The sequence below is a fragment of the Ruegeria sp. CG11 genome, assembly GCF_056537245.1.
This window is the reverse complement of the sequence record NZ_JBQFRE010000001.1, coordinates 405,745-424,881: the sequence shown is the minus strand read 5'-3', so window position 1 is coordinate 424,881 and position 19,137 is coordinate 405,745. Positions and strand designations below refer to the sequence as shown.

The 19,137-nt window shown below is 59.6% G+C and carries 19 protein-coding genes and 1 tRNA gene; 13 read left to right on the top strand and 7 right to left on the bottom strand.

Features of this window, described 5'->3' with window-relative positions; all coding sequences use genetic code 11:
• The first annotated feature begins 72 nt into the window (after nucleotides 1-72).
• A tRNA-Ser gene (locus ACR0KW_RS02135) sits at nucleotides 73-162 on the top strand.
• A 32-nt stretch (nucleotides 163-194) separates the two neighbouring features.
• Here ACR0KW_RS02135 and ACR0KW_RS02130 read toward each other — a convergent pair.
• Entirely contained in the window at nucleotides 195-902 is a 708-nt protein-coding gene (locus ACR0KW_RS02130) for an SDR family oxidoreductase (protein WP_480803532.1), read from the bottom strand.
• Nucleotides 903-1,023: 121 nt separating this feature from the next.
• On the opposite strand from ACR0KW_RS02130, the gene ACR0KW_RS02125 reads away from it, so the two are divergent.
• The 4 genes from ACR0KW_RS02125 (at nucleotide 1,024) to ACR0KW_RS02110 (ending at nucleotide 5,088) form a co-directional block, all read left to right on the top strand.
• Nucleotides 1,024-1,896, top strand: coding sequence for a LysR substrate-binding domain-containing protein (locus tag ACR0KW_RS02125; RefSeq protein ID WP_480803531.1), 873 nt, complete (start codon nucleotides 1,024-1,026; stop codon nucleotides 1,894-1,896).
• A gap of 314 nt (nucleotides 1,897-2,210) precedes the next feature.
• On the top strand, nucleotides 2,211-3,170 hold the full coding sequence (locus tag ACR0KW_RS02120) for a glycosyltransferase family 2 protein (protein ID WP_480803530.1): 960 nt from the start codon (nucleotides 2,211-2,213) through the stop codon (nucleotides 3,168-3,170).
• Complete coding sequence (locus ACR0KW_RS02115; protein WP_480803529.1) at nucleotides 3,167-3,553, top strand: GtrA family protein; 387 nt, start codon at nucleotides 3,167-3,169, stop codon at nucleotides 3,551-3,553. The genes ACR0KW_RS02120 and ACR0KW_RS02115 overlap by 4 nt, the downstream gene beginning before the upstream one ends.
• A gap of 125 nt (nucleotides 3,554-3,678) precedes the next feature.
• On the top strand, nucleotides 3,679-5,088 hold the full coding sequence (locus tag ACR0KW_RS02110) for a hypothetical protein (RefSeq protein WP_480803528.1): 1,410 nt from the start codon (nucleotides 3,679-3,681) through the stop codon (nucleotides 5,086-5,088).
• 35 nt (nucleotides 5,089-5,123) lie between these two features.
• On the opposite strand, the gene ACR0KW_RS02105 is transcribed toward ACR0KW_RS02110, so the two are convergent.
• On the bottom strand, nucleotides 5,124-5,993 hold the full coding sequence (locus ACR0KW_RS02105) for a LysR family transcriptional regulator (protein WP_480803527.1): 870 nt from the start codon (nucleotides 5,991-5,993) through the stop codon (nucleotides 5,124-5,126).
• A gap of 106 nt (nucleotides 5,994-6,099) precedes the next feature.
• On the opposite strand from ACR0KW_RS02105, the gene ACR0KW_RS02100 reads away from it, so the two are divergent.
• From ACR0KW_RS02100 to ACR0KW_RS02090, 3 genes are read left to right on the top strand one after another with little or no spacing between them, the layout of a single operon-like run.
• A complete protein-coding gene (locus ACR0KW_RS02100; protein WP_480803526.1) occupies nucleotides 6,100-6,942 on the top strand; it encodes an alpha/beta fold hydrolase in 843 nt (280 codons plus the stop codon).
• Between the two features lie 3 nt (nucleotides 6,943-6,945).
• Nucleotides 6,946-7,194, top strand: coding sequence for a hypothetical protein (locus tag ACR0KW_RS02095; protein ID WP_480803525.1), 249 nt, complete (start codon nucleotides 6,946-6,948; stop codon nucleotides 7,192-7,194).
• A gap of 43 nt (nucleotides 7,195-7,237) precedes the next feature.
• Nucleotides 7,238-8,242 carry a GlxA family transcriptional regulator gene (locus tag ACR0KW_RS02090; protein ID WP_480803524.1) on the top strand — a complete coding sequence of 335 codons (1,005 nt, stop codon included), beginning with the start codon at nucleotides 7,238-7,240 and terminating at the stop codon, nucleotides 8,240-8,242.
• 3 nt (nucleotides 8,243-8,245) lie between these two features.
• Here ACR0KW_RS02090 and ACR0KW_RS02085 read toward each other — a convergent pair whose 3' ends face one another.
• From ACR0KW_RS02085 to ACR0KW_RS02065, 5 genes are all read right to left on the bottom strand, one after another.
• A complete protein-coding gene (locus tag ACR0KW_RS02085; protein ID WP_480803523.1) occupies nucleotides 8,246-8,806 on the bottom strand; it encodes a sarcosine oxidase subunit gamma in 561 nt (186 codons plus the stop codon).
• Complete coding sequence (locus ACR0KW_RS02080) at nucleotides 8,799-11,744, bottom strand: sarcosine oxidase subunit alpha family protein (RefSeq protein ID WP_480803522.1); 2,946 nt, start codon at nucleotides 11,742-11,744, stop codon at nucleotides 8,799-8,801. Before ACR0KW_RS02080 ends, ACR0KW_RS02085 begins: the two co-directional genes overlap by 8 nt.
• Nucleotides 11,741-12,028, bottom strand: a complete 288-nt coding sequence (locus ACR0KW_RS02075; RefSeq protein WP_480803521.1) for a sarcosine oxidase subunit delta — start codon at nucleotides 12,026-12,028, stop codon at nucleotides 11,741-11,743. The genes ACR0KW_RS02080 and ACR0KW_RS02075 overlap by 4 nt, the downstream gene beginning before the upstream one ends.
• 12 nt (nucleotides 12,029-12,040) lie before the next feature.
• Nucleotides 12,041-13,291: a sarcosine oxidase subunit beta family protein gene (locus ACR0KW_RS02070; RefSeq protein ID WP_480803520.1), complete on the bottom strand. Its 1,251-nt coding sequence runs from the start codon at nucleotides 13,289-13,291 to the stop codon at nucleotides 12,041-12,043.
• A 77-nt stretch (nucleotides 13,292-13,368) separates the two neighbouring features.
• Nucleotides 13,369-14,232, bottom strand: coding sequence for a LysR family transcriptional regulator (locus ACR0KW_RS02065; protein ID WP_480803519.1), 864 nt, complete (start codon nucleotides 14,230-14,232; stop codon nucleotides 13,369-13,371).
• 108 nt (nucleotides 14,233-14,340) lie between these two features.
• Here ACR0KW_RS02065 and ACR0KW_RS02060 point away from each other — a divergent pair, with 108 nt between their 5' ends.
• The 5 genes from ACR0KW_RS02060 to ACR0KW_RS02040 are packed head-to-tail and all read left to right on the top strand — an operon-like array spanning nucleotide 14,341 to nucleotide 19,130.
• Nucleotides 14,341-14,940, top strand: a complete 600-nt coding sequence (locus ACR0KW_RS02060) for an amino acid synthesis family protein (protein ID WP_480803518.1) — start codon at nucleotides 14,341-14,343, stop codon at nucleotides 14,938-14,940.
• Nucleotides 14,912-15,691 (top strand): alpha/beta fold hydrolase, encoded by a 780-nt coding sequence (locus ACR0KW_RS02055; RefSeq protein ID WP_480803517.1) that lies wholly within the window; start codon nucleotides 14,912-14,914, stop codon nucleotides 15,689-15,691. Before ACR0KW_RS02060 ends, ACR0KW_RS02055 begins: the two co-directional genes overlap by 29 nt.
• The gene (locus ACR0KW_RS02050; RefSeq protein WP_480803516.1) at nucleotides 15,688-16,596 is read left to right on the top strand and encodes a flavin reductase family protein; all 909 of its coding nucleotides are present in this window, start codon (nucleotides 15,688-15,690) and stop codon (nucleotides 16,594-16,596) included. Before ACR0KW_RS02055 ends, ACR0KW_RS02050 begins: the two co-directional genes overlap by 4 nt.
• 12 nt (nucleotides 16,597-16,608) lie before the next feature.
• Nucleotides 16,609-17,643, top strand: coding sequence for an LLM class flavin-dependent oxidoreductase (locus tag ACR0KW_RS02045; RefSeq protein WP_170427932.1), 1,035 nt, complete (start codon nucleotides 16,609-16,611; stop codon nucleotides 17,641-17,643).
• Between the two features lie 8 nt (nucleotides 17,644-17,651).
• A complete protein-coding gene (locus ACR0KW_RS02040) occupies nucleotides 17,652-19,130 on the top strand; it encodes an aldehyde dehydrogenase (protein WP_480803515.1) in 1,479 nt (492 codons plus the stop codon).
• The last annotated feature ends 7 nt before the right edge of the window (nucleotides 19,131-19,137 follow it).

The window sequence follows — 19,137 nt, the reverse complement described above, 5'->3', positions numbered from 1 at the left end:
TGCGGAAGGTTGAAATTTCGCTTTAATCGCCCCTTGCAAATCCCCCGGCGATGGTCCAAATATCGCGCTCACGGAGAGGTGGCCGAGTGGTCGAAGGCGCACGCCTGGAAAGTGTGTAGGCGGGAAACCGTCTCCAGGGTTCGAATCCCTGTCTCTCCGCCATATCCCACATTTTTGTAGCGGTTTAGCCGGCGTCAGACCGAGCGGGTAATACCTCCGTCGACGCGGATGTTCTGGCCGGTGATGTATGCGCCACCGTCCGAGGCCAGAAAGGCCACGGTGGCGGCGATCTCGTCATAGGCCTTGCCGTAACGCTCCACCGGGATGCGCGCCTTCCATTCCGGGTTTTCGGGCAGACTGTCGATGAAGCCCGGAAGCACGTTGTTCATACGCACATTGTCGGGGGCGTATTTGTCGGCAAACAGCTTGCTATAGGCCGCAAGCCCGGCCCGCATCACGCCAGAGGTCGGGAACACCGGATCCGGCTCGAACGCGGCAAAAGTCGAGATGTTGATGATCGCGCCGGATTTCTGCTCGATCATGATGGGAGCGACAATCCGCGTGGCGCGTACGGCGTTGAGGAAATAGACCTCCATCCCTTCGTGCCAGTCTGCGTCGCTGATTTCCAGAACTGGTGCGCGTGGGCCGTGGCCAGCCGAGTTCACCAGCACATCCACGCGGCCCCATTTGTCCATCACCGAATCCACAAGATTCTGCATGTCCGCACTGGACCGGTTGGTGCCGGTCGCGCCAATACCCCCAAGCTCAGCCGCCAGAGCTTCGCCTTTGCCTGAAGACGACAGGATCGCGACGTTGAACCCATCGGCTGCCAGTCGGCGCGCGCTTTCTGCGCCCATACCGCTACCACCGCCCATGATGATCGCAACTTTCTTATCAGCCATGTTTGCCCCATTCAGCTGGTGTCCCTGATCTGTCGTCAAAATGGGGCAGGGTGCGGCGTTTGACCAATCAGTAATTCTGCCTTAACCCTGTAGAATAACTATCGAGTTAGGCGCTTGGACCATGCGCAGACTGCCGCCTTTGAACGCGCTCAAGGCTTTTGAGGCCTCGGGGCGCCATCTGAATTTCAGCCGGGCCGCCGAGGAGCTTGGCGTGACGCAGGGTGCCGTCGCTCAACATGTGAGATCGCTTGAAGAGTTGTTGAAGATCAAACTCTTCGACCGAAAGCCCAGAGGCTTGTCCTTGACAGATGAGGGGCGGAAATATCTTGCGCCGATCCGCCGTGCCTTTGACATGATGGCTGAGGCAACGGCCAATCTGTCGCCGCAGGACGTCGTAGTTACAATCAGCACGACACCGTCTTTTGCTACATGCTGGCTGGTGCCAAGGTTGGGGGCATTCGCGCAGGATCATCCGGATATCCGGTTGCGTCTGGATGCGTCAAACGCGCTGGCGAATTTTCAGACGGATGGGGTGGATATCGCGGTTCGGCAGGGGAAGCCGCCTTTTGGCCCCGGTCTGGTCGCTGAACCCTTGTTTGCCGCCGACCTGATCGCGGTGTGCCATCCTGATCTGGCCCTAGGTGACAGTCCGATCCGGTCATCCGCAGATTTGCTTGACCATGTCCTGCTGGAAGATACGCATGGCCAATGGCCCCTGTTTCTTGAGGCCGCATTGGGAGAGGCACCGCCAGCCGGTTTGAAAACGATGGCGTTCAGCCAGACCTCTCTAGCCATCGATGCCGCCATTGCTAGGCAGGGAGTGGCGTTGGCCAATCGTGAATTTGTCGCGGATGACCTTCAAGCAAAGCGTCTGTGTCAGCCGGTCTCATTTTCGACCGAAGTGCAGGAGGGGTACCACCTTGTCACCCCGCGCAACCCCAGGAAACCACGGATTGTCGCCGCTGTTCGGGCGTGGCTTCTTGCCCAGGTCTGACGGCCCGAGCAAAGCCGGAACTTCGGTACGTAAACAACCCGATCAATGCCTCAGGAAGGGCGTATTGCTGCCATATCCCGGGTGCAAAATTGCGGCAGATTAAAATGCGGTCACACTCATGGCGGGTTTTCTGGTCGGGTTATGTGTCGCCACGGTAACGACGCCCCGAAATCTCGCTCCGACCAATTAGCGAATGCCGATTGTTGAGATATCAAGAGCCACAATTAAAAGTGAAACAAAAAACACGAGCAGCCAGTTCCGAAAGAACGCGATCTAATCGCCGGGCTTCGGACATATTCTCGGTCGGAGGTTCAATGTTATTGTCCGTTGTCGTCCCCTGCATGAACGAGGAGGGCTCGATCTCCTTGCTGGTCGAGCGTTTGATAGCAGCAACCGACGCTTGGCAGGGCGATACCGAGATCGTGCTGGTCGATGATGGATCGACCGATGGCACGTGGAACGCGATTTGCGCACAGTGCAGAGAGCATTCCTCGATCCGTGGTCTGAAACTATCGATAAACCGCGGGCACCAGGTGGCTTTGACAGCCGGGTTGATGGCGGCCAAGGGTCAGCGGATTTTCATGCTCGACGCCGATTTGCAGGATCCGCCCGAGTTGTTGTCGGACATGATGGCGATGATGGATCGCGGCTATGACGTGGTTTACGGGCGCCGCAGTGAACGGAAGGGCGAAAGCTGGTTCAAGAAAATCACCGCCCACGGCTTTTATCGCGTATTGAACCGGCTTTCCGATGTGCCGATTCCCAATGATACCGGCGATTTTCGTCTGGTAACCCGGCGGGCGCTGGACGCGGTGTTGCAAATGCCCGAGCGGGCGCGCTTTATCCGAGGGATGTTCGCTTGGGCGGGGTTCCGGCAGATCGGGATCGAATATATCCGCGATCCGCGTGTGGCCGGCGAAACCAAGTATCCATTGTCCAAGATGATCCGGTTTGCCTTTGATGCGCTGGCCAGTTTCTCGATAAAACCGCTGCAAATCGCGACGCGTATGGCCTTTCTGACCCTGATCGTTGCTGCCCTGATGGGCGTCTATGTGTTCGGATCGCTCATCCTGTACAGTACCGTCGCCGGTTGGGCATCGACCGTTCTGATCATCAGCTTTTTCTCGGGCATTCAGTTGCTGACACTGGGCATCATGGGGGAATATCTGGGCCGTCTTTATGTCGAGGCCAAGGGCCGACCGCTGTTCTTTGTGGACGAGCAAGCCGGAGACGCCGTCGAACCCGTCGTCGAGCATATAGCCAATCACCAATGACCGAACGCCGCCGCATATTCCGTTTTGCGGTTGTCGGGACCGGGGTGGCTGCTTATCATTTGTCGGCCTATCTTACTTTGCTCTATCTTTTCGGCTCCACCTGGGTTGCGAACCTGCTGGCGTTTTGTTCCGCGGTTGTTCTGCAGTATATCGGCCAGACGGCGTGGACTTTTGGCAAACCTCTTGCCGTTCCTGTGCAGGTCGGACGCTTCCTGTGCATGATCGGGGTCGGATTGACCGTATCTTCGTTCATAACAGGAGTTGCGGGGCCGGAGTTGGAATTGTCGCACGTCGTCACCGCCGCGCTGGTCGTTACGATCCTGCCGGTTCTAAACTTTATCATCCTCAGTCTTTGGGTTTTTCGCGAGCGCACCTCGCTTTAGAGATCAGCCATGCAGATTTACATACCAACGCGTTCTTTGACTGTTTCGACCAGGTCGCAGGGGGGGCGGAAAGAGCGATATAGCAGACTGCCCCGGATCACTTCCGGCTTCTACAGGGGTAAGAAATGAATACGCCACAATTGACGCGTGAATTTACACGCCTGTTCGTGCTGTGCTTTTCCCTGCTGGTCCTGGCATACCTGCCGCTGATCGAGGACCCGTTCGTTCGACATGACGACTTTCCCGCGCTGCTCGGCACACGCAGGGCCGCGTTGTTGAAGACGCTGGATGAAGGGCGCTGGCTGAACTATTGGTGGCAGTTCAGGCCGTTTTTCCTGCCATCCCCGGTCCATTTTATCCTTTACCTGACAGGGTGGTCGCTTTTCTCTGCCGCTACTGCGCTGAGCCTTTTGGATCGTGATGTTGACGGCTGGTACAAGGGATTTCTTGCCATTTTCGTGGCCCTTTCGATTCCCGCCTATTTAATGTCTTTCTGGTTCAATACCCTGTTGCCGGGTGTCTGGGTGGTCGCGCTGTTTGCGGTGGCGGTTCTTTACCTTCCGCACCGTACAGTGGTTGCGTTGATGGTTGCGGCGGTGCCGTTGTCCTTTATGGCCTATACGACCTATCCGTTTCTGCTGCTTACTCTTGTACTGCTATCCCGTAAGGCACCCAAAACCTATAAAAGCATGGCGATAACGCTTGGTATGTTCGTTGTCAACCTCGCCCTGGGTGTGTTGGCAGTGTATTCGCTGAACTACATCTATCACGGAGTGTTCGGCATTCCGATTGCCCAATGGCGCAACCCGACCGAGGTGCATTCCCTTGCCGATCTGCTGGCGAACATCGAAAAGCAGAAGGTTTACCTGCACATAACCCTTGAACAGATGGGTGGGAGCAACGCGAAGCACGGCGTCGCCATTCCACTTATGTTCCTTGCGGCCTGGGTGGCCTTGTTTGTTTGGAACAGGATTGTCGCCGTCGCAGTTCTTGCAGCCGTTCTGGCGGGGCTGGCTCCGCTTGCAGGCAAGGCTCTGATGTCTGGTGTTCAGGTGCCGCTGCGGACGCTGGGATGGGTTTGGATCTTGTTCGGATTCTGTATCGTCTCGGTTGCCGTTCACTTGTCAAAGTCCAGCGACAGGTTGATGAAAATCGCCCGCATCGCGATTGTGTGTGTTCTGTTGTTCAATGTTCTGGCGATTGCGAAAACGTCGTACCTGGCTTTCCCGCCGTGGCAGTACACGACCCGAGAAATGGCCAACTCTGTGCCGGAAGATACAGAAACCATCTATGTCTATGGGGATTTTATGGCGGTTCACGGCGCGCGAAATGCGGCGATTCAGCAAACCCGAGGGTTGCAGCTTCGGTTGGCCTACTTGACGGGGGCTACGGTGTTCATCTGCGATGACAAGCCAAAAGGCTGCAATGATATCGAGCCGCCTTTCGATTCTAAGGACCCGGAAGAAGCCCCGGTTATCAAACCCGTGGGGCAGGATGTGTTCATTCTGCTGCCCACGCCCGACGCTGTTTCCTGAAATGGCTCTACCGGCGCCTTGAAGGTTCTCGAGGTTTAGCCTGCGATGCGTAATGGTATGGCGCTTTCGACCTCTTTACGGATCTCTTCAATCAGCGCCATCGCTGCGGGGTTCCGTCGTTTCAGGTGTGTCCGCGCAACATAGGCAATGTCGGGCGGGTCGGGGAATAGGTCGTCAATGATCTCCATATCCGGGGTGACATGCAGGCCGTTCAGCAGCGCAACGCCCAACCCCGAGCGCACTGCCGACTGGATACCGGCGGCACTTGGGCATTCCAGAACATTGTCGAACCGATGCGGCCCGTGACCCATGCCCCAGAGCCGGTAAAAGCACTGGCTGTCGAAGGACAGGAACGGCACAGGGGCGGTGAGGTCGACGTTAAACTCGGGCGATTTGACCCAATGCAGATCGTCCTCGAACAGGATCAGGTCATCGGGCAGCACGTCCTGGCGAAAGATCTGCATGACCGCCACGTCCAGCTCTCCGGCCTTGAGCCAGGCCTGCACGTTCAGGCTTTGGCTGGTACGAGTTCGGACCTGAACGTCGGGATATAATCGCGTGAAACGGCCCAGAATTCGGGCGATGCCGCTGGTGGTGGTGTCTTCGGTCATCCCCAGACGAATGGTGCCGGACAGAGGTCTCTTACCCAAGGCTGCCAGGGCTTCGTCATGCAATTCGGTGATCCGTCGGGCGTAGTCGCACAGCCGCTGACCAGCGTCTGTGAACAGTGGGGCCCCGGCACGACGAGCCAGAAGATCGCAATCAAGCGCCTGTTCCAACCGTCGAATCTTGTGGCTGACCGCTGATTGCGACAGTGCCAGATGTTCCGCCGCTCGCGTCACGCCGCCATGAGCCGAGATGGCGAGCAAGGCCCGAAGAGCGTCAATTTCCAGACGTTCGTTCATTCGCACTCACATGACAAAATAAGATGGAAGAATGACAATCATTCATTTGAGTCACATCCTAGCGTCGGTTTAACCACGAGGAAAGACAAATCACCGGAGACCAACCATGTCACATCTCGTCACCGACCATGCTCTGATCAACAACACTCGCATCGCGCATGGCACCTATGGCGCAGGCGAACCCGTCGTGTTGATCCACGGCACGCCGTCCTCATCCTATATCTGGCGCAACGTGCTGCCAGTTCTGGTTGATGCAGGCTACAAGGTTCATGTTTACGACCTGCTGGGCTTTGGCCTGTCCGAACGCCCCTGGGACCCGTCGGTTGATACATCAGTCACCGCGCAGGTTCCGATCCTCGAGGGGTTGTTGGACCTGTGGGGACTGGATGACCTGCACGTGATCTCGCACGATATCGGCGGCGCGGTGGCCCCGCGTTTTGCCGTCCAGTCGCCCGACCGGGTGCGGTCGCTGACCATGATCGACGTCGTCAGCTTTGACAGCTGGCCTTCGAAACGAACCAAGGAGCAGATGCAATCAGGTCTGCAACCTCTGATCGATGCACCTGATACCCGGCACCGGGAACACTTTCGCGAGTGGCTTTTCTCGGCCGTGGTGAACAAACAGCGGCTGGCCGATACCGCGCTGGAAACATATCTGGACTTTATCAGCGGCCCCATCGGGCAGGGCAGTCTGTTCCAGCATCAGGTCCGGCACTATGACCCCAAGCACACCAACAGCATCAACTATGCGAAACTCGGTGCATTGCCGGTTCAACTGATCTGGGGGGCGGATGACGCGTGGCAGGTGGTCGACTGGGCACACAAACTATACGACACCATTCCGGGATCGGAGCTGCATATTCTAGAGAATTGCGGTCATTTCGCGATGGAGGACCAGCCGGAACAGATTTCGGCCCTGTTGGTCGATTTTCTCATGCGGAGAGGGTGAAACATGGCCAAGATCGATACTTCTCGCCGCGGCCTGACGACCGTGTTTGAAGTTACCGGATCGGTGCTGGCCATGGCTTACGCTCTGCTGATCGCGTCGAATACCGGGGCGGAGTTGCTGGGCTTTGCGCTGTTGCTGTTGTCCGCTGGCCTGTTCGCAGCCTGGGCAGCGATCGACCGGCGTTGGACCTTTCTGTTGCTGCAGGGGTTTTACGCGACCTCAGCCATTATCGGGCTGATCCGCTGGGCGTAAACTTCGCATAGGGCTGTCGTGAAAATCCTGCTAGGACAGCCTTATGCGAAATGGAAACAGAATCGAGATAGGCTTTCTGCTGTTTGACGGCTTTCCCATGGCCTGTCTGACCTCAGTGATCGAGCCGCTGCGGGCGGCCAACGAAATCGCCGGGCAAGAGGCATTCTGCTGGTCCCTGATCTCGGAGCGTGGGCAAAAGGTTCAATCCAGTGCCGGTGTCGGGTTCGAGGCCGAGCGGTCACTGAGCGACTGCAAAGACATCGACATTCTGTTTTTGCTGAGCAGCCCGACCTCGGTTTTCGAAAATCCGAGTTCAGGTAATGGCGTATTGCGCGGCCTTGGTCGACACGGAACGGTTCTTGGCGGTATCAGCGCCGGGGTTTTCCCTTTGGTGCGGTCTGGGGTCATGCAAGGTCACCCGGTTTCGGTCCATTGGTGTTATGAGGCCGCGTTCGAGGCCGAGTTTCCCGACTTGGATACTCGCAGCGAAGTGATCGTCAAAAGCACCGGCCGATACACGGTGTCCGGTGCCGCGGCGGGTTTTGACTTGGCTTTACACCTGATTGAGGACCGTCTCGGCGGAGATGTGGCGCATGAGGTTGCCTGTTGGTTCCAGCACCCGATGATGCGCGGGGCAGGGGTTCGACAACAGGTACCCAGCGCCAATGCACCGGGTACGGGTGACAGCCTGCCGCCGTTGGTGTCCCGCTGTGTTGGGCTGTTTGCAGCGCATATGAGCCAGCCGATCTCAATCGCGGACGTGGCGCAACAGACTGGTGTCACACCTCGCCAGATCGAGCGGGCCTTCAAGCAAGCGACAGGGCAGAGCCCCAGCCACTATTACCGCGCCATGCGCATGAAGGCGGCGCGGCAGATGGTGGTCTATACCAAGGACCCGATCCCCGAGATCGCCGAGGCCGTCGGATACAGCTCGGTCTCGCCACTGGTGACCCACTACCGCGCGGCCTTCGGGCTCAGCCCCAGCGAGGACAGGCGTCGCATCAACCGTTTTCGGGTTGAAGACAACGCTCCTCTGCCCTCGGTCTGAGGGTTATTGCACCGAGCGCATCGCCGTGACGATTGCGTGGTGCAGCGAACCGGCCGAAGATCGCGGGCCGTATAGGCTGACCATCTCGGCCGACCGGCCTATTACGAAACAGCCCACATGATGGATCGAACACCGCGCGGCGCTGCCCTCATCAAACTTGCGCAGGTCAAGCTGGCACAGCAGTTCCAGCACCGCTTTGATGCCTTGACCGCTCAGATCGAACCGCGTCCACGCGTCTGTCTGTTCCGTCACCGATGCCGCATCCCCAAGGGTTGCCTTGACCTGATCTGCAAGGTCTTCATGGCTTTCGAACGGGGCTTCGGCCATCCATTGGTCCGGACCAACCCAAAACGCTTTGACCGTCGTGCCAGCCCAGCGGCCAACCTCCGGCGCGGGCGCGTCAATCAGCTTGGCAAGTGCCTTGGTGGCATTGGTTTCCTGACCCATGCGCGCGGCGACCGATGCCAGCGCTACTTCTGGGACTTCGGTGCATGTGACGCCACCTAGGGAGTCCACACGCGGCTCAGCTCGGCCTAGGGCGGTTATCGCAACAAGATCATGCACGCAGACGTTCTCCTTCAGGATCAACGAAATGGGCCGAGACAAGTTCGACCTCAACCGTCAGGTTGGTCAGGGGGGAGACCAGACGCATTTTCTCGCCCAGCCGTTCCGAGCCGTTTTTGACCAGACCCAGACCAATGTTGCTGTTCAGGATGGGCGAGTAGACGGCCGAGGTGACATAGCCCTGATCATGGGCGGCATCGACAGGTCCATCCGTGTTCATCAGGTGACCGCCAGCGGTGATCTTGTCCTCAGCCTGCAGGGGTTTGATCCCCACAAGCCGCAGAACGTCCGGTTCAACCAGTGCTTCACGTTCCGAGAGGACCGAGCCAATGCTGTCCTTCTTCTTTGACACCATCTTGCCCAGCCCAAGGTTCAGCGCCGTGGTGGTGCCGTTCAGCTCATTTCCGGCCGCGTGGCCTTTTTCAACCCGCATCACACCCAGCGCTTCGGTGCCATAGGGGACGACGTCGAGCTCCTCACCTTCGGTCATCAGGCGCCGCATCAGCGCATCGCCATAGCGCGAGGGCACGGCGATCTCATAGGCCAGCTCGCCCGAGAAAGAGATCCGGAACAGCCGCGCCCGCAGCCCGCCGCAGACGGTGACGTTGCCGCAAGCCATGAAGGGGAACGCCTCGTTCGAGATGTCGAACTCGGGATCGACGATCTTTTGCAGCAGCTTGCGCGCGTTGGGTCCGGCCACGGCGTATTGCGCCCAGCCTTCGGTGGTCGAGATCAGTTGCACGTCCATGTCCGGGCACAGGCATTGGCGCACAAATTCCATGTGGCGATAGACACTTACGGCGTTGGCTGTGGTGGTGGTGACGACAAAGTGGTCCTCGGCCAGCCGCGCGGCGGTACCGTCATCCATGACCATGCCGTCTTCGCGCAGCATCAGACCATATCGGGTTTTGCCCACGGCCAGTTTGGCAAAGCCGTTGGCATAGATGCGGTTCAGAAACTCGGCGGCGTCCGTGCCTTGGACATCGATCTTGCCCAACGTGGTGCAGTCGCACACCCCGACAGATGCTCGGGTCTGGCGCACCTCACGGTCCACTGATTCCCGCCAGTGTGTCTCACCGGGTTGGGGGAACCACTGCGCGCGCAGCCAGTTGCCAACCTCGACAAACACCGCGCCGCGTTCCTTGGCCCAGTAGTGTGAGGGCGTCAGGCGGGTCGGGTGGAATTCCTGCCCCTTCATCCGCCCCGCGAAGGTGGCAATTGGAACCGGCGTGTAGGGTGGGCGGAAGATCGTGGTGCCGACCTCGGGGATCGATTTACCGGCCACTTCGGCCATGATCGCCAGCCCGGTGATGTTCGAGGTCTTGCCCTGATCGGTCGCCATGCCCAGCGTGGTATAGCGCTTCAGGTGCTCGACCGAGCGGAAGCCTTCCTGATAGCTCAGCTTGACGTCCTTGACGGTCACGTCGTTCTGCTGGTCGACCCATGCGCGCTTGCAACCCTGCACATACCAGAAGGGTTTCTGCGCGATTGGAGCGTCCTCGGCCTCGGGCAGGTCGGGCAGGGCATCGGTCAGGTCCAGCGCCTTGGCCGCGCCCTCTGCACCGGATTGCAGGGCGCCATAGGCCGACATGATCCCGTCTGCCGCGCCTGCCACGGACATGCCCACGGGCAGTTCGCCACCGGGAACAAAAGCCGCCAGCGCGTCGTTCCAGACCGGGCGACCTCGCTGGTGGCAGGTCAGGTGGACATTCGGGTTCCAGCCCCCGGACACACCCAGTGCACCGCAATCCAAGGTTCGGGTCGAGCCGTCAGGCAAGGAGACTTCAACGAAGCTCAACCCGTGGCGGCCTTTGGTATTCGTGACCTGAGCGCCTTTCAGCACTTCGTAGTCATAGCTGGAGGGCGCGTCCTCGCGCACATCCACCACAGCGGCGATCCTGACGCCCTTGGCGTGCAGATCAGCGGCGGTCCGGTGTCCGTCGTCGTTGTTGGTGAAAATCGCCACTCGCTGCGACGCCGTGACCGCGAAGCGGTTTGCATAGGTGCGCAAGGCGCTGGCCATCATGATGCCGGGCCGGTCGTTGTTTTCAAACGCAATCGGGCGTTCCGTGGCCCCGGCACACAACAACGCTTTTTGCGTGTAGATGCGCCACAGTATCTGGCGCGGTTTACCCTCGGGTAGGGTGGCCAGGTGATCTCCGGTCCGTTCCACCGCGCCATAGATGCCATGATCGAATGCGCCGATCACGGTTGTGCGCGGCATCAGGCGGACGTTGGGCATCGAAGACAGTTCAACCACCGCCTGCGCGGCCCATTCCGAAGCGCTGTGGTCGCCGACCGCAAAGGTCTCGCTGTTCAGACGCCCGCCGAGGGCGAAGTCCTCATCGGCCAGGATAACATCGGCGCCAGCACGACCAGCGGTCAGAGCCGCCATCAGACCAGCAGGACCGGCCCCGATGATCAGCAAATCGCAGTGGCGGAAACCCTTGTCGTACTCGTCCGGGTCGGCCTCCATCGACAGAGACCCCAAGCCAGCAGCGCGACGGATTATTGGCTCGTAGAGCTTTTCCCAAAACGCGGCGGGCCACATGAAGGTTTTGTAGTAGAACCCCGCCGACAGGAAGTTTGAGAACATATCGTTCACCGCCAGCGCATCGAATTTGAGGCTGGGCCAGCGGTTCTGTGAATAGGCCTCCAGCCCGTCGAACATCTCAATGGTTGTGGCGCGGGTGTTGGGTTCTTTCCGGGCACCGGTGCGCAGTTCGACCATGCCGTTGGGTTCCTCTGACCCTGCGGTCAGCAACCCACGCGGACGGTGATATTTGAACGACCGCCCGATCAGACGCACATCGTTGGCCAGCAGGGCCGAGGCCAGAGTATCACCGGGGTGGGCGGTAAAGTTGCGCCCGTCGAAACGGAAGCTCAGAGAAGTGTTGCGGTCGATCTGGCCGCCATCAAGCCTGTTGGTCTGAGTCATTTGGATCGCCCCCGAGCGCGGGCCACGTCGCGGGCCAGTTCCACCTTTGAAATCTCATGTGTCAGCGTGTTACGCGTGACGACCAGCCACGAGCGATCTCCGGCCTCGTGATACCAAAGCTCCTGATGCTCACCTGCGGGGTTATCGCGCAGATAGCCGTATTCATAGAACGCCTCGGCCGCGTTCTCGTCCTGCCAATCGGGGCGGTCGATCAGGGATGCGTCGCCCAGATAGGTGAATTCTGACGCGTCACGCGGGCCCAGAAGGGGATGGTTGATAATCATGGAACGGTCCCCTCAGTGCAGGTTGGGCTGGTTGCCCACGCCTTTTTCGTCGATCATCCGGCCGGTCTGGAACCGGTCGAGGCGATAGGCGGTAGCGACAGGATGTGGTTCGTCTTTCGCCAGAAGGTGCGCAAAGCAATGGCCCGAGGCCGGGGTGGCCTTGAACCCGCCGTAACACCAGCCACCGTTGAAATAGAGCCCTTCGACCGGGGTGCGGTCGATGATAGGCGAGCCGTCCATCGACATGTCCATCACGCCGCCCCACATCCGCAGCAGGCGCGCGCGCCCGATCATCGGCATCAGGGCGACACCGCCTTCGCAAACATCCTCGACCACCGGCAAGTTGCCGCGTTGGGCATAGGTGTTGTAGCCGTCGATATCGCCGCCAAAGACCAGCCCGCCCTTGTCAGACTGGCTGACGTAAAAGTGGCCCGCGCCAAAGGTGATGACGCTGGGTAGAACGGGTTTCAGGCCCTCGGATACAAAGGCCTGCAGGACGTGGCTTTCGATCGGCAGGCGCATCCCGGCCATTCCCATCACTCGGCTGGAACTGCCTGCAACCGCGCAACCCACTTTGTTCGCGCCGATGAAGCCCTTGGTGGTCTCCACGCCCAGACATTTTCCGTTCTCGATCCGTAGACTGGTGACCTCGCAGTTCTGGATGATATCCACGCCGTGCAGGTCAGCCGACCGCGCAAAGCCCCAGGCCACCGCATCGTGGCGGGCTGTACCTGCACGTCGCTGCACCAGGCCGCCTTTGATTGGAAAGCGGGCGTCGTCGAAGTTCAGGTAGGGGTGCTCCTTGCGCACTTGGTCAGCATCCAACAGCTCGGCATCCGCGCCGTTCAGGATCATCGCATTACCGCGTCGTGTATAGGCGTCGCGCTGGCCGTCGGTGTGGAACAGGTTGATGATCCCGCGTTGGCTCATCATGGCGTTGTAGTTCAGGTCTTGCTCAAGCCCTTCCCACAGCTTCATCGAGAACTCGTAAAACGGTTCGTTCCCGTCGAGCATGTAATTCGAGCGGACAATCGTCGTGTTCCGCCCCACATTGCCACCGCCGATCCAGCCTTTTTCGACCACGGCCACGTTGCGATGACCATAGACCTTGGACAGGTAGTGCGCTGTAGCAAGGCCATGGCCTCCGCCACCGATCACGACGATGTCGTAATGCGCCTTGGGTTCGGGCTCGCGCCAGACCGGTTTCCACCCTTTGTGGCCGGTAAGCGCCTCTTTGATGACTCGAAAGCCGGAATATCGCATGAATCGGACCTTTTTCGCCAGAATTCACTATTCAGAGGTATTTGGATATCCTCAGATGCGACATCGGCTTGCCTGAATCAGACTTGCGCGTTTGTCTCATCGCGCTGAATTTCGGTAAACCATTGCACAAAGGCATCAACCTCGGGCGAGCGCCGCTGCACTGCAAGAAAGTACCCTTCGCTGGCCGCAGAAGAGGCATCGGATGCAAGCACGACCTGACCGGTTTGCAGGGCATGACCGGCGATCAGAGCGTTGACCAAAGCAACACCGTTACCAGTTGTGGCCAATTGCAGGGCAAGGCCATAGGAATCGACATAGAACGCAGGGGCACCAACCGGCCGATTTGTCGCTTCGGCCCAAGACCCCCAATTGTCCGATGTTCCAACAGTTCCGATCAGCGGCAGGTCTTGCAGGCCGCCCGAAAGCTGTGGTGCTTTCACTGCGATCAGGTGATTGGGCCGCAGTGCTGTCGCATCCCGACCAACCTGCTTTTCAGACCCGAACCGAATCTCGACATCTGCGCGAGAGGCGGCGAATTCATCGGGCCAGATTGTACTGACGAACCGCACGGACGTATCAGGGTTCTGCTTCTGAAACTGGGGCAGGGCCGGGGAAATCACCCATTCCAGCACACTGACCGAGGCCGCAACAGTAATATGCCGCGCCCGTTCCTCGGCCAGATAGGGCGAGGCGGCGGAATGCAACATCTCAAGCGCGGCCTCGACCTGTGGCAGCAACTTGCGGCCTTCGTCGGTCAGGGACAGCCCGCGCGCATGGCGGTGAAACAGCACCACGCCCAACCGGGTTTCCAACGACCTGATCTGCTGGCTAACGGCGGATTGCGTCAGCCCGATCTCCTCGGCGGCGGCGGTCGAACTGAGCCGTCGGGCCGCGGCTTCGAACGATCTGAACCAAGTCAGCGGGGGCAGGGATTTCGACATTGGTAACCTACATATTAGAGTCATTAATACCTAAGACCGAAGTTCTTTCGTTTGTCAAAGCGGCCCCTGGGCGAGGATAGTTTGTCAACGACAGAAAAGGGGGCGCCTGTGGAGCCAAATATTCGGAAAATCGTGACCTATGACGAAGAGGTTCTGGTCGAAGGATTTCGCAAGGCCGAGCGCCCGTGGCGGATGTTCGCAGTGGCCGCAGTGGTGTCGAACCCGTGGGCGGGCCGCTATGTCGAAGACCTGCGCCCCGAGATTCTGAGTTTTGCCCCGATCCTGGGCGCAGAACTGACCAGTCGGATGATTGCTTTGGCGGGCAGCGGTGATGCCATCGAAGCCTATGGCAAGGCCGCTGTCGTGGGGCTGGATGGCGAGGTCGAGCACGCCTCGGGCCTGATCCATACGCTGCATTTCGGCAATCACTTCCGGCAGGCGGTGGCCGCAAAATCGTATCTGTCTTTTACCAACACGCGCGGCCCGGCAAGTGCGCCGATCATGGTGCCGTTGATGGACAAGAACGATGCGGGCCGCCGGTCTCACTACCTGACACTGCAATTCGCCATTCCCGATGCACCGCGCGCGGATGAGGTGGTGATCGTGCTGGGTGGCGCAACCTCGGGTCGGCCCCACCATCGCATCGGAGACCGGTATCAGGATTTGAAGGATCTGGGTCATGACGTGGACAACCCAGCCTCGGTCTGAATACGGCGAACTGGCCTCGATTGATGTGGGCACAGGGCCTCTGGTCGTTCTGTTGCACGGCGTCGGCTTGCGGGCCGAGGCGTGGGGTGCACAGATCGAACCGCTGGTCTCTGCCGGGTATCGCGTACTGTGCCCGGATATGCCCGGGCATGGCGACACGCCGTTCACTGCGGTCGATGGGCTGGACAGTTATGCCGCGCCGGTTGCCGCGTTGATACAAGAACCCGCCGTATTGATCGGGCATTCGATGGGGGCGCTGATTGCGACCTACATCGCGGCCTCGGGAAACCCGAACATCAAAGGCCTTGCCGCCCTGAATGCAATTTTTCAGCGGCCGGAGGCAGCCCGAAAAGCGGTCCTGTCGCGGGCGTATGCGTTGGATGAAACGCAATCGAACGATCCGACGGTCACTCTGCAACGGTGGTTTGCTGAGGATGCGTCAGCGGAACACGACGCCTGCGCGCGCTGGCTGCAAGAGGTCGATCCGCGGGCCTACAAGGCCGCCTACACGGTGTTCGCCGAAAGCGATGGGCCGACCAAGGCGCAACTGGCTGCAATTGCCTGCCCGGCCTTGTTTCTGACTGGCGCGGATGAGCCGAACTCAACCCCCCAAATGTCGCGCGACATGGCCGGGTTGGTACCCAAGGGACGGGCAGAAATCATCCCGAATGCGGCGCATATGATGCCGATGACCCATGCAGATGCGGTCAACGCCGTCCTGTTGCGCTTTCTGCAGGAGTGTTTGCCATGACGATGCCTGACCCACGCGCCCTGCGTGATGCCTTTGGCAGCTTCATGACCGGTGTGACGGTGGTGACAACGCGTGACGCGACCGGCGCTCCGGTCGGATTCACGGCCAATTCCTTTTCCTCTGTGTCCCTTGATCCGCCGCTGTTGCTGGTCTGCCCGGGCAAGTTCCTGTCCAGCTATGAGGTTTTTACCAACTGCCGACACTTCGCCGTCAATATCCTGGCCGAGGGCCAGCAGGACGTCTCGAACACCTTTGCCGGATACAAGGGAGATCGGTTCGCCAAAGTGGCCCACCGGAACGGCTTGCACAATCTGCCGCTGATCGACGGAGCGCTGGCGCAGTTCTGTTGCGAAACGCATCAAGCCATCCCGGCGGGCGACCACACAATTCTGATGGGGCGGGTGCTTGAGTTCTCGCACGCTGCGGGTGACGGCCTTGGTTATGTAAGCGGCTCGTATTTCAGCCTTGGGTTGGAGCGTGAGATGGACTCGAAAGTGCCGACGCTTTGTGGGGCCATCATCGCATCCGGTGGCAAGGTTCTTTTGGAGGATCATGACGGTCGTTTCCGTCCCGTTCAGGTCGCCGGTGCCGAACCTGGTGGCCAGCGAAACAGGCTGGCTCAGGGATTGGGCGAGCGGGGCATCCACGCGCGGATCGATCAGGTCTATTCCGCGTTCAACGATGTGGACACCAAGCTGCACTACACCTTCTTTCTGGCATCGGCCGAACAGGCTGCACCGCCCGAAAACACCCGTTGGGTCGCGGTCGAGGACCTGCCCAACCTGACCTATGTCACACCCGGAATTCACCATATGATGACCCGCTTTGCGCGCGAGGCCCAGACCGGCGATTTCGCCCTCTATCTGGGCGACGCTGAGCGGGGCGACATTCACAATTTTCGCTAAAGGAGCCGGATGATGGAGTTTTCTCTGTTTGCCCATATGGAGCGTTTGACGCCCGACCAGCCTCATGACGTTCTCTACGACGAATTCGTGGGTCTGGCGAAGATGGCCGACGAGGGCGGCATGCGCGCGGTCTGGACTGGTGAACATCACGGGATGGAGTTCACCATTGCGCCCAACCCGTTCCTGCCTCTGGTCGATCTGGCGCACCACACCAAAAACGTTCGCCTTGGCACCGGCACCGTGATCGCGCCGTTCTGGCATCCGATCAAACTTGCGGGCGAGGCCGCGGCGGCGGACCAGATCACAAAGGGCCGCATCGAGTTGGGGGTCGCACGCGGGGCGTATTCGTTTGAATATGAGCGTCTGGCGCCGGGTATGGATGCGTGGGAGGCTGGTCAGAAAATGCGCGAATCCACGCCTCTGCTGCCGAAGATCTGGGAAGGCGACTGCGCGCATGAGGGCGAGTTCTATTCCTTCCCGGCGACGACCTCGGCCCCGAAACCGCTGCAGGATGGTGGCCCTCCGATCTGGATCGCGGCACGTGATCCCAACAGTCACGAGTTCGGCGTGCACAACGGTTTCAACATTCAGGTCACACCGTTGTGGCAGGGGATGGAAGAGATCGAGACGCTGATGGGCCGTTTCAACGATGCCTGCGACAGCTATGCCGGGCCGCGCCCCAAAATCATGCTGCTGCACCACACCTACGTCGGCAAAGACGACGCTGATGTTGCGCAAGGGGTCGAGGATTTGCGGCGCTATTACAACTACTTCGGCGCTTGGTTCCTGAACAAGCGACCCATTCAGCAGGGGCTGATCGAACCGATCTCGCCTGAGGAAATGGACGCGAACCCGATGTACACCACCGAGAAGCTGGGCCAGGACCTGACCGTCGGGACGGCGCAGCAGGTGATCGACCGGATCAAACGCTATGAGGATCTGGGCTATGATGAATTTTCGTTCTGGGTCGACAGCGGCATGACCAACGACCGCAAACGCGCCTCGCTAGCGCGGTTCATCGATGACGTCATGCCAGCTTTTCAGTGAGGACTATCATGGGAAATCTTCCGCATTTTCAGCTATTCATTGATGGCGAATGGACCGAGGGGTCGGATGGTCAGGTCATGACCTCGGAAAACCCGGCCACTGGGCAGGGGTGGGCGACATTTGCCTGCGCCTCGGCCGGTGATGTTGATCGGGCTGTCGCCGCAGCCAGACGGGTTCTGGATGATCCGGCGTGGCGCGACATGACACAAACTGCGCGGGGTAAGCTGCTTTATCGTCTTGCTGATCTGGTAGCCGAAAACGCCGCACGGCTGGGAGAGTTGGAGACCACCGACAGCGGCAAGCTGCTGGCGGAAACCTCGGCGCAGACGGGATATGTTGCGGATTACTATCGCTATTTCGCAGGGCTGGCGGACAAGGTTGAAGGCACGGTTCTGCCCATCGACAAGCCTGACATGCACGTTTTCACAACACGAGAACCGATCGGTGTTGTGGCGGCCATCGTGCCGTGGAACGCGCAGATGTTCCTGACGGCTACCAAATTGGGTCCGGCCTTGGCGGCGGGGTGTTCGGTGGTGTTGAAAGCCTCAGAAATCGCGCCTGCGCCGATGCTGGAGTTTGCACGCCTGATCGAGCAGGCCGGGTTCCCGCCCGGCGTCGTCTCGGTCATCACCGGCGACGCCGAAAACTGTGCCATTCCGCTGACCCGTCATTCCGATATCGACCGTATTGCCTTTACCGGAGGGCCGGAAACCGCGCGGCATGTGGTGCGCAACTCGGCCGAAAATTTTGCGGTGACCTCGTTGGAACTGGGCGGCAAGTCCCCGATCCTTGTGTTCGATGACGCTGATCTGGAAGGCGCGGCGAACGGGCTGATCGCAGGGAATTTCGGGGCTTCGGGTCAAAGCTGTGTGGCAGGGACGCGCGGACTGGTGCATCGGTCCATTCTGGAGCCGTTGATCGAAAGGATCGAACAGAAAGCCAGCGCCATTCGGCTGGGTGATCCGCTGCAATCCGATACGCATGTTGGCCCGCTCTGTACTGCCGCCCAGGTGCGCAAGATCGAGGCAACCCTGGCCACGGCACAAGGACAGGGCGCGGTAATCCGCTTTGGTGGCGCGCCTGCGGATCGTCCGGGCAACTACATGACACCGACGCTGGTTCAATGCGCCTCACCCGAGACCGAAACGTTAAAGGTTGAGATGTTCGGACCCGTGATGTCTCTGCTGCCCTTCGATACCGAAGACGAGGCCATCGCGCTGGCAAACAGTACGCCCTACGGGTTGGGATCTGGCGTCTTCACCCAGAATTTGGCGCGGGCGCATCGCGTATCGAAACGGATCAGGGCGGGGATCTGCTGGGTGAATACCTACCGCGCGATCTCTCCGATTGCGCCTTTTGGCGGGTTCAATCAGTCGGGCTATGGGCGGGAAGCTGGGGTCGAGGCGATCCTCGACTATACCCGAACCAAGACAACCTGGATCAGCACCGCGCAAGAGCCGATGGCGAACCCGTTTGTAATGCGTTAAGCCTGTG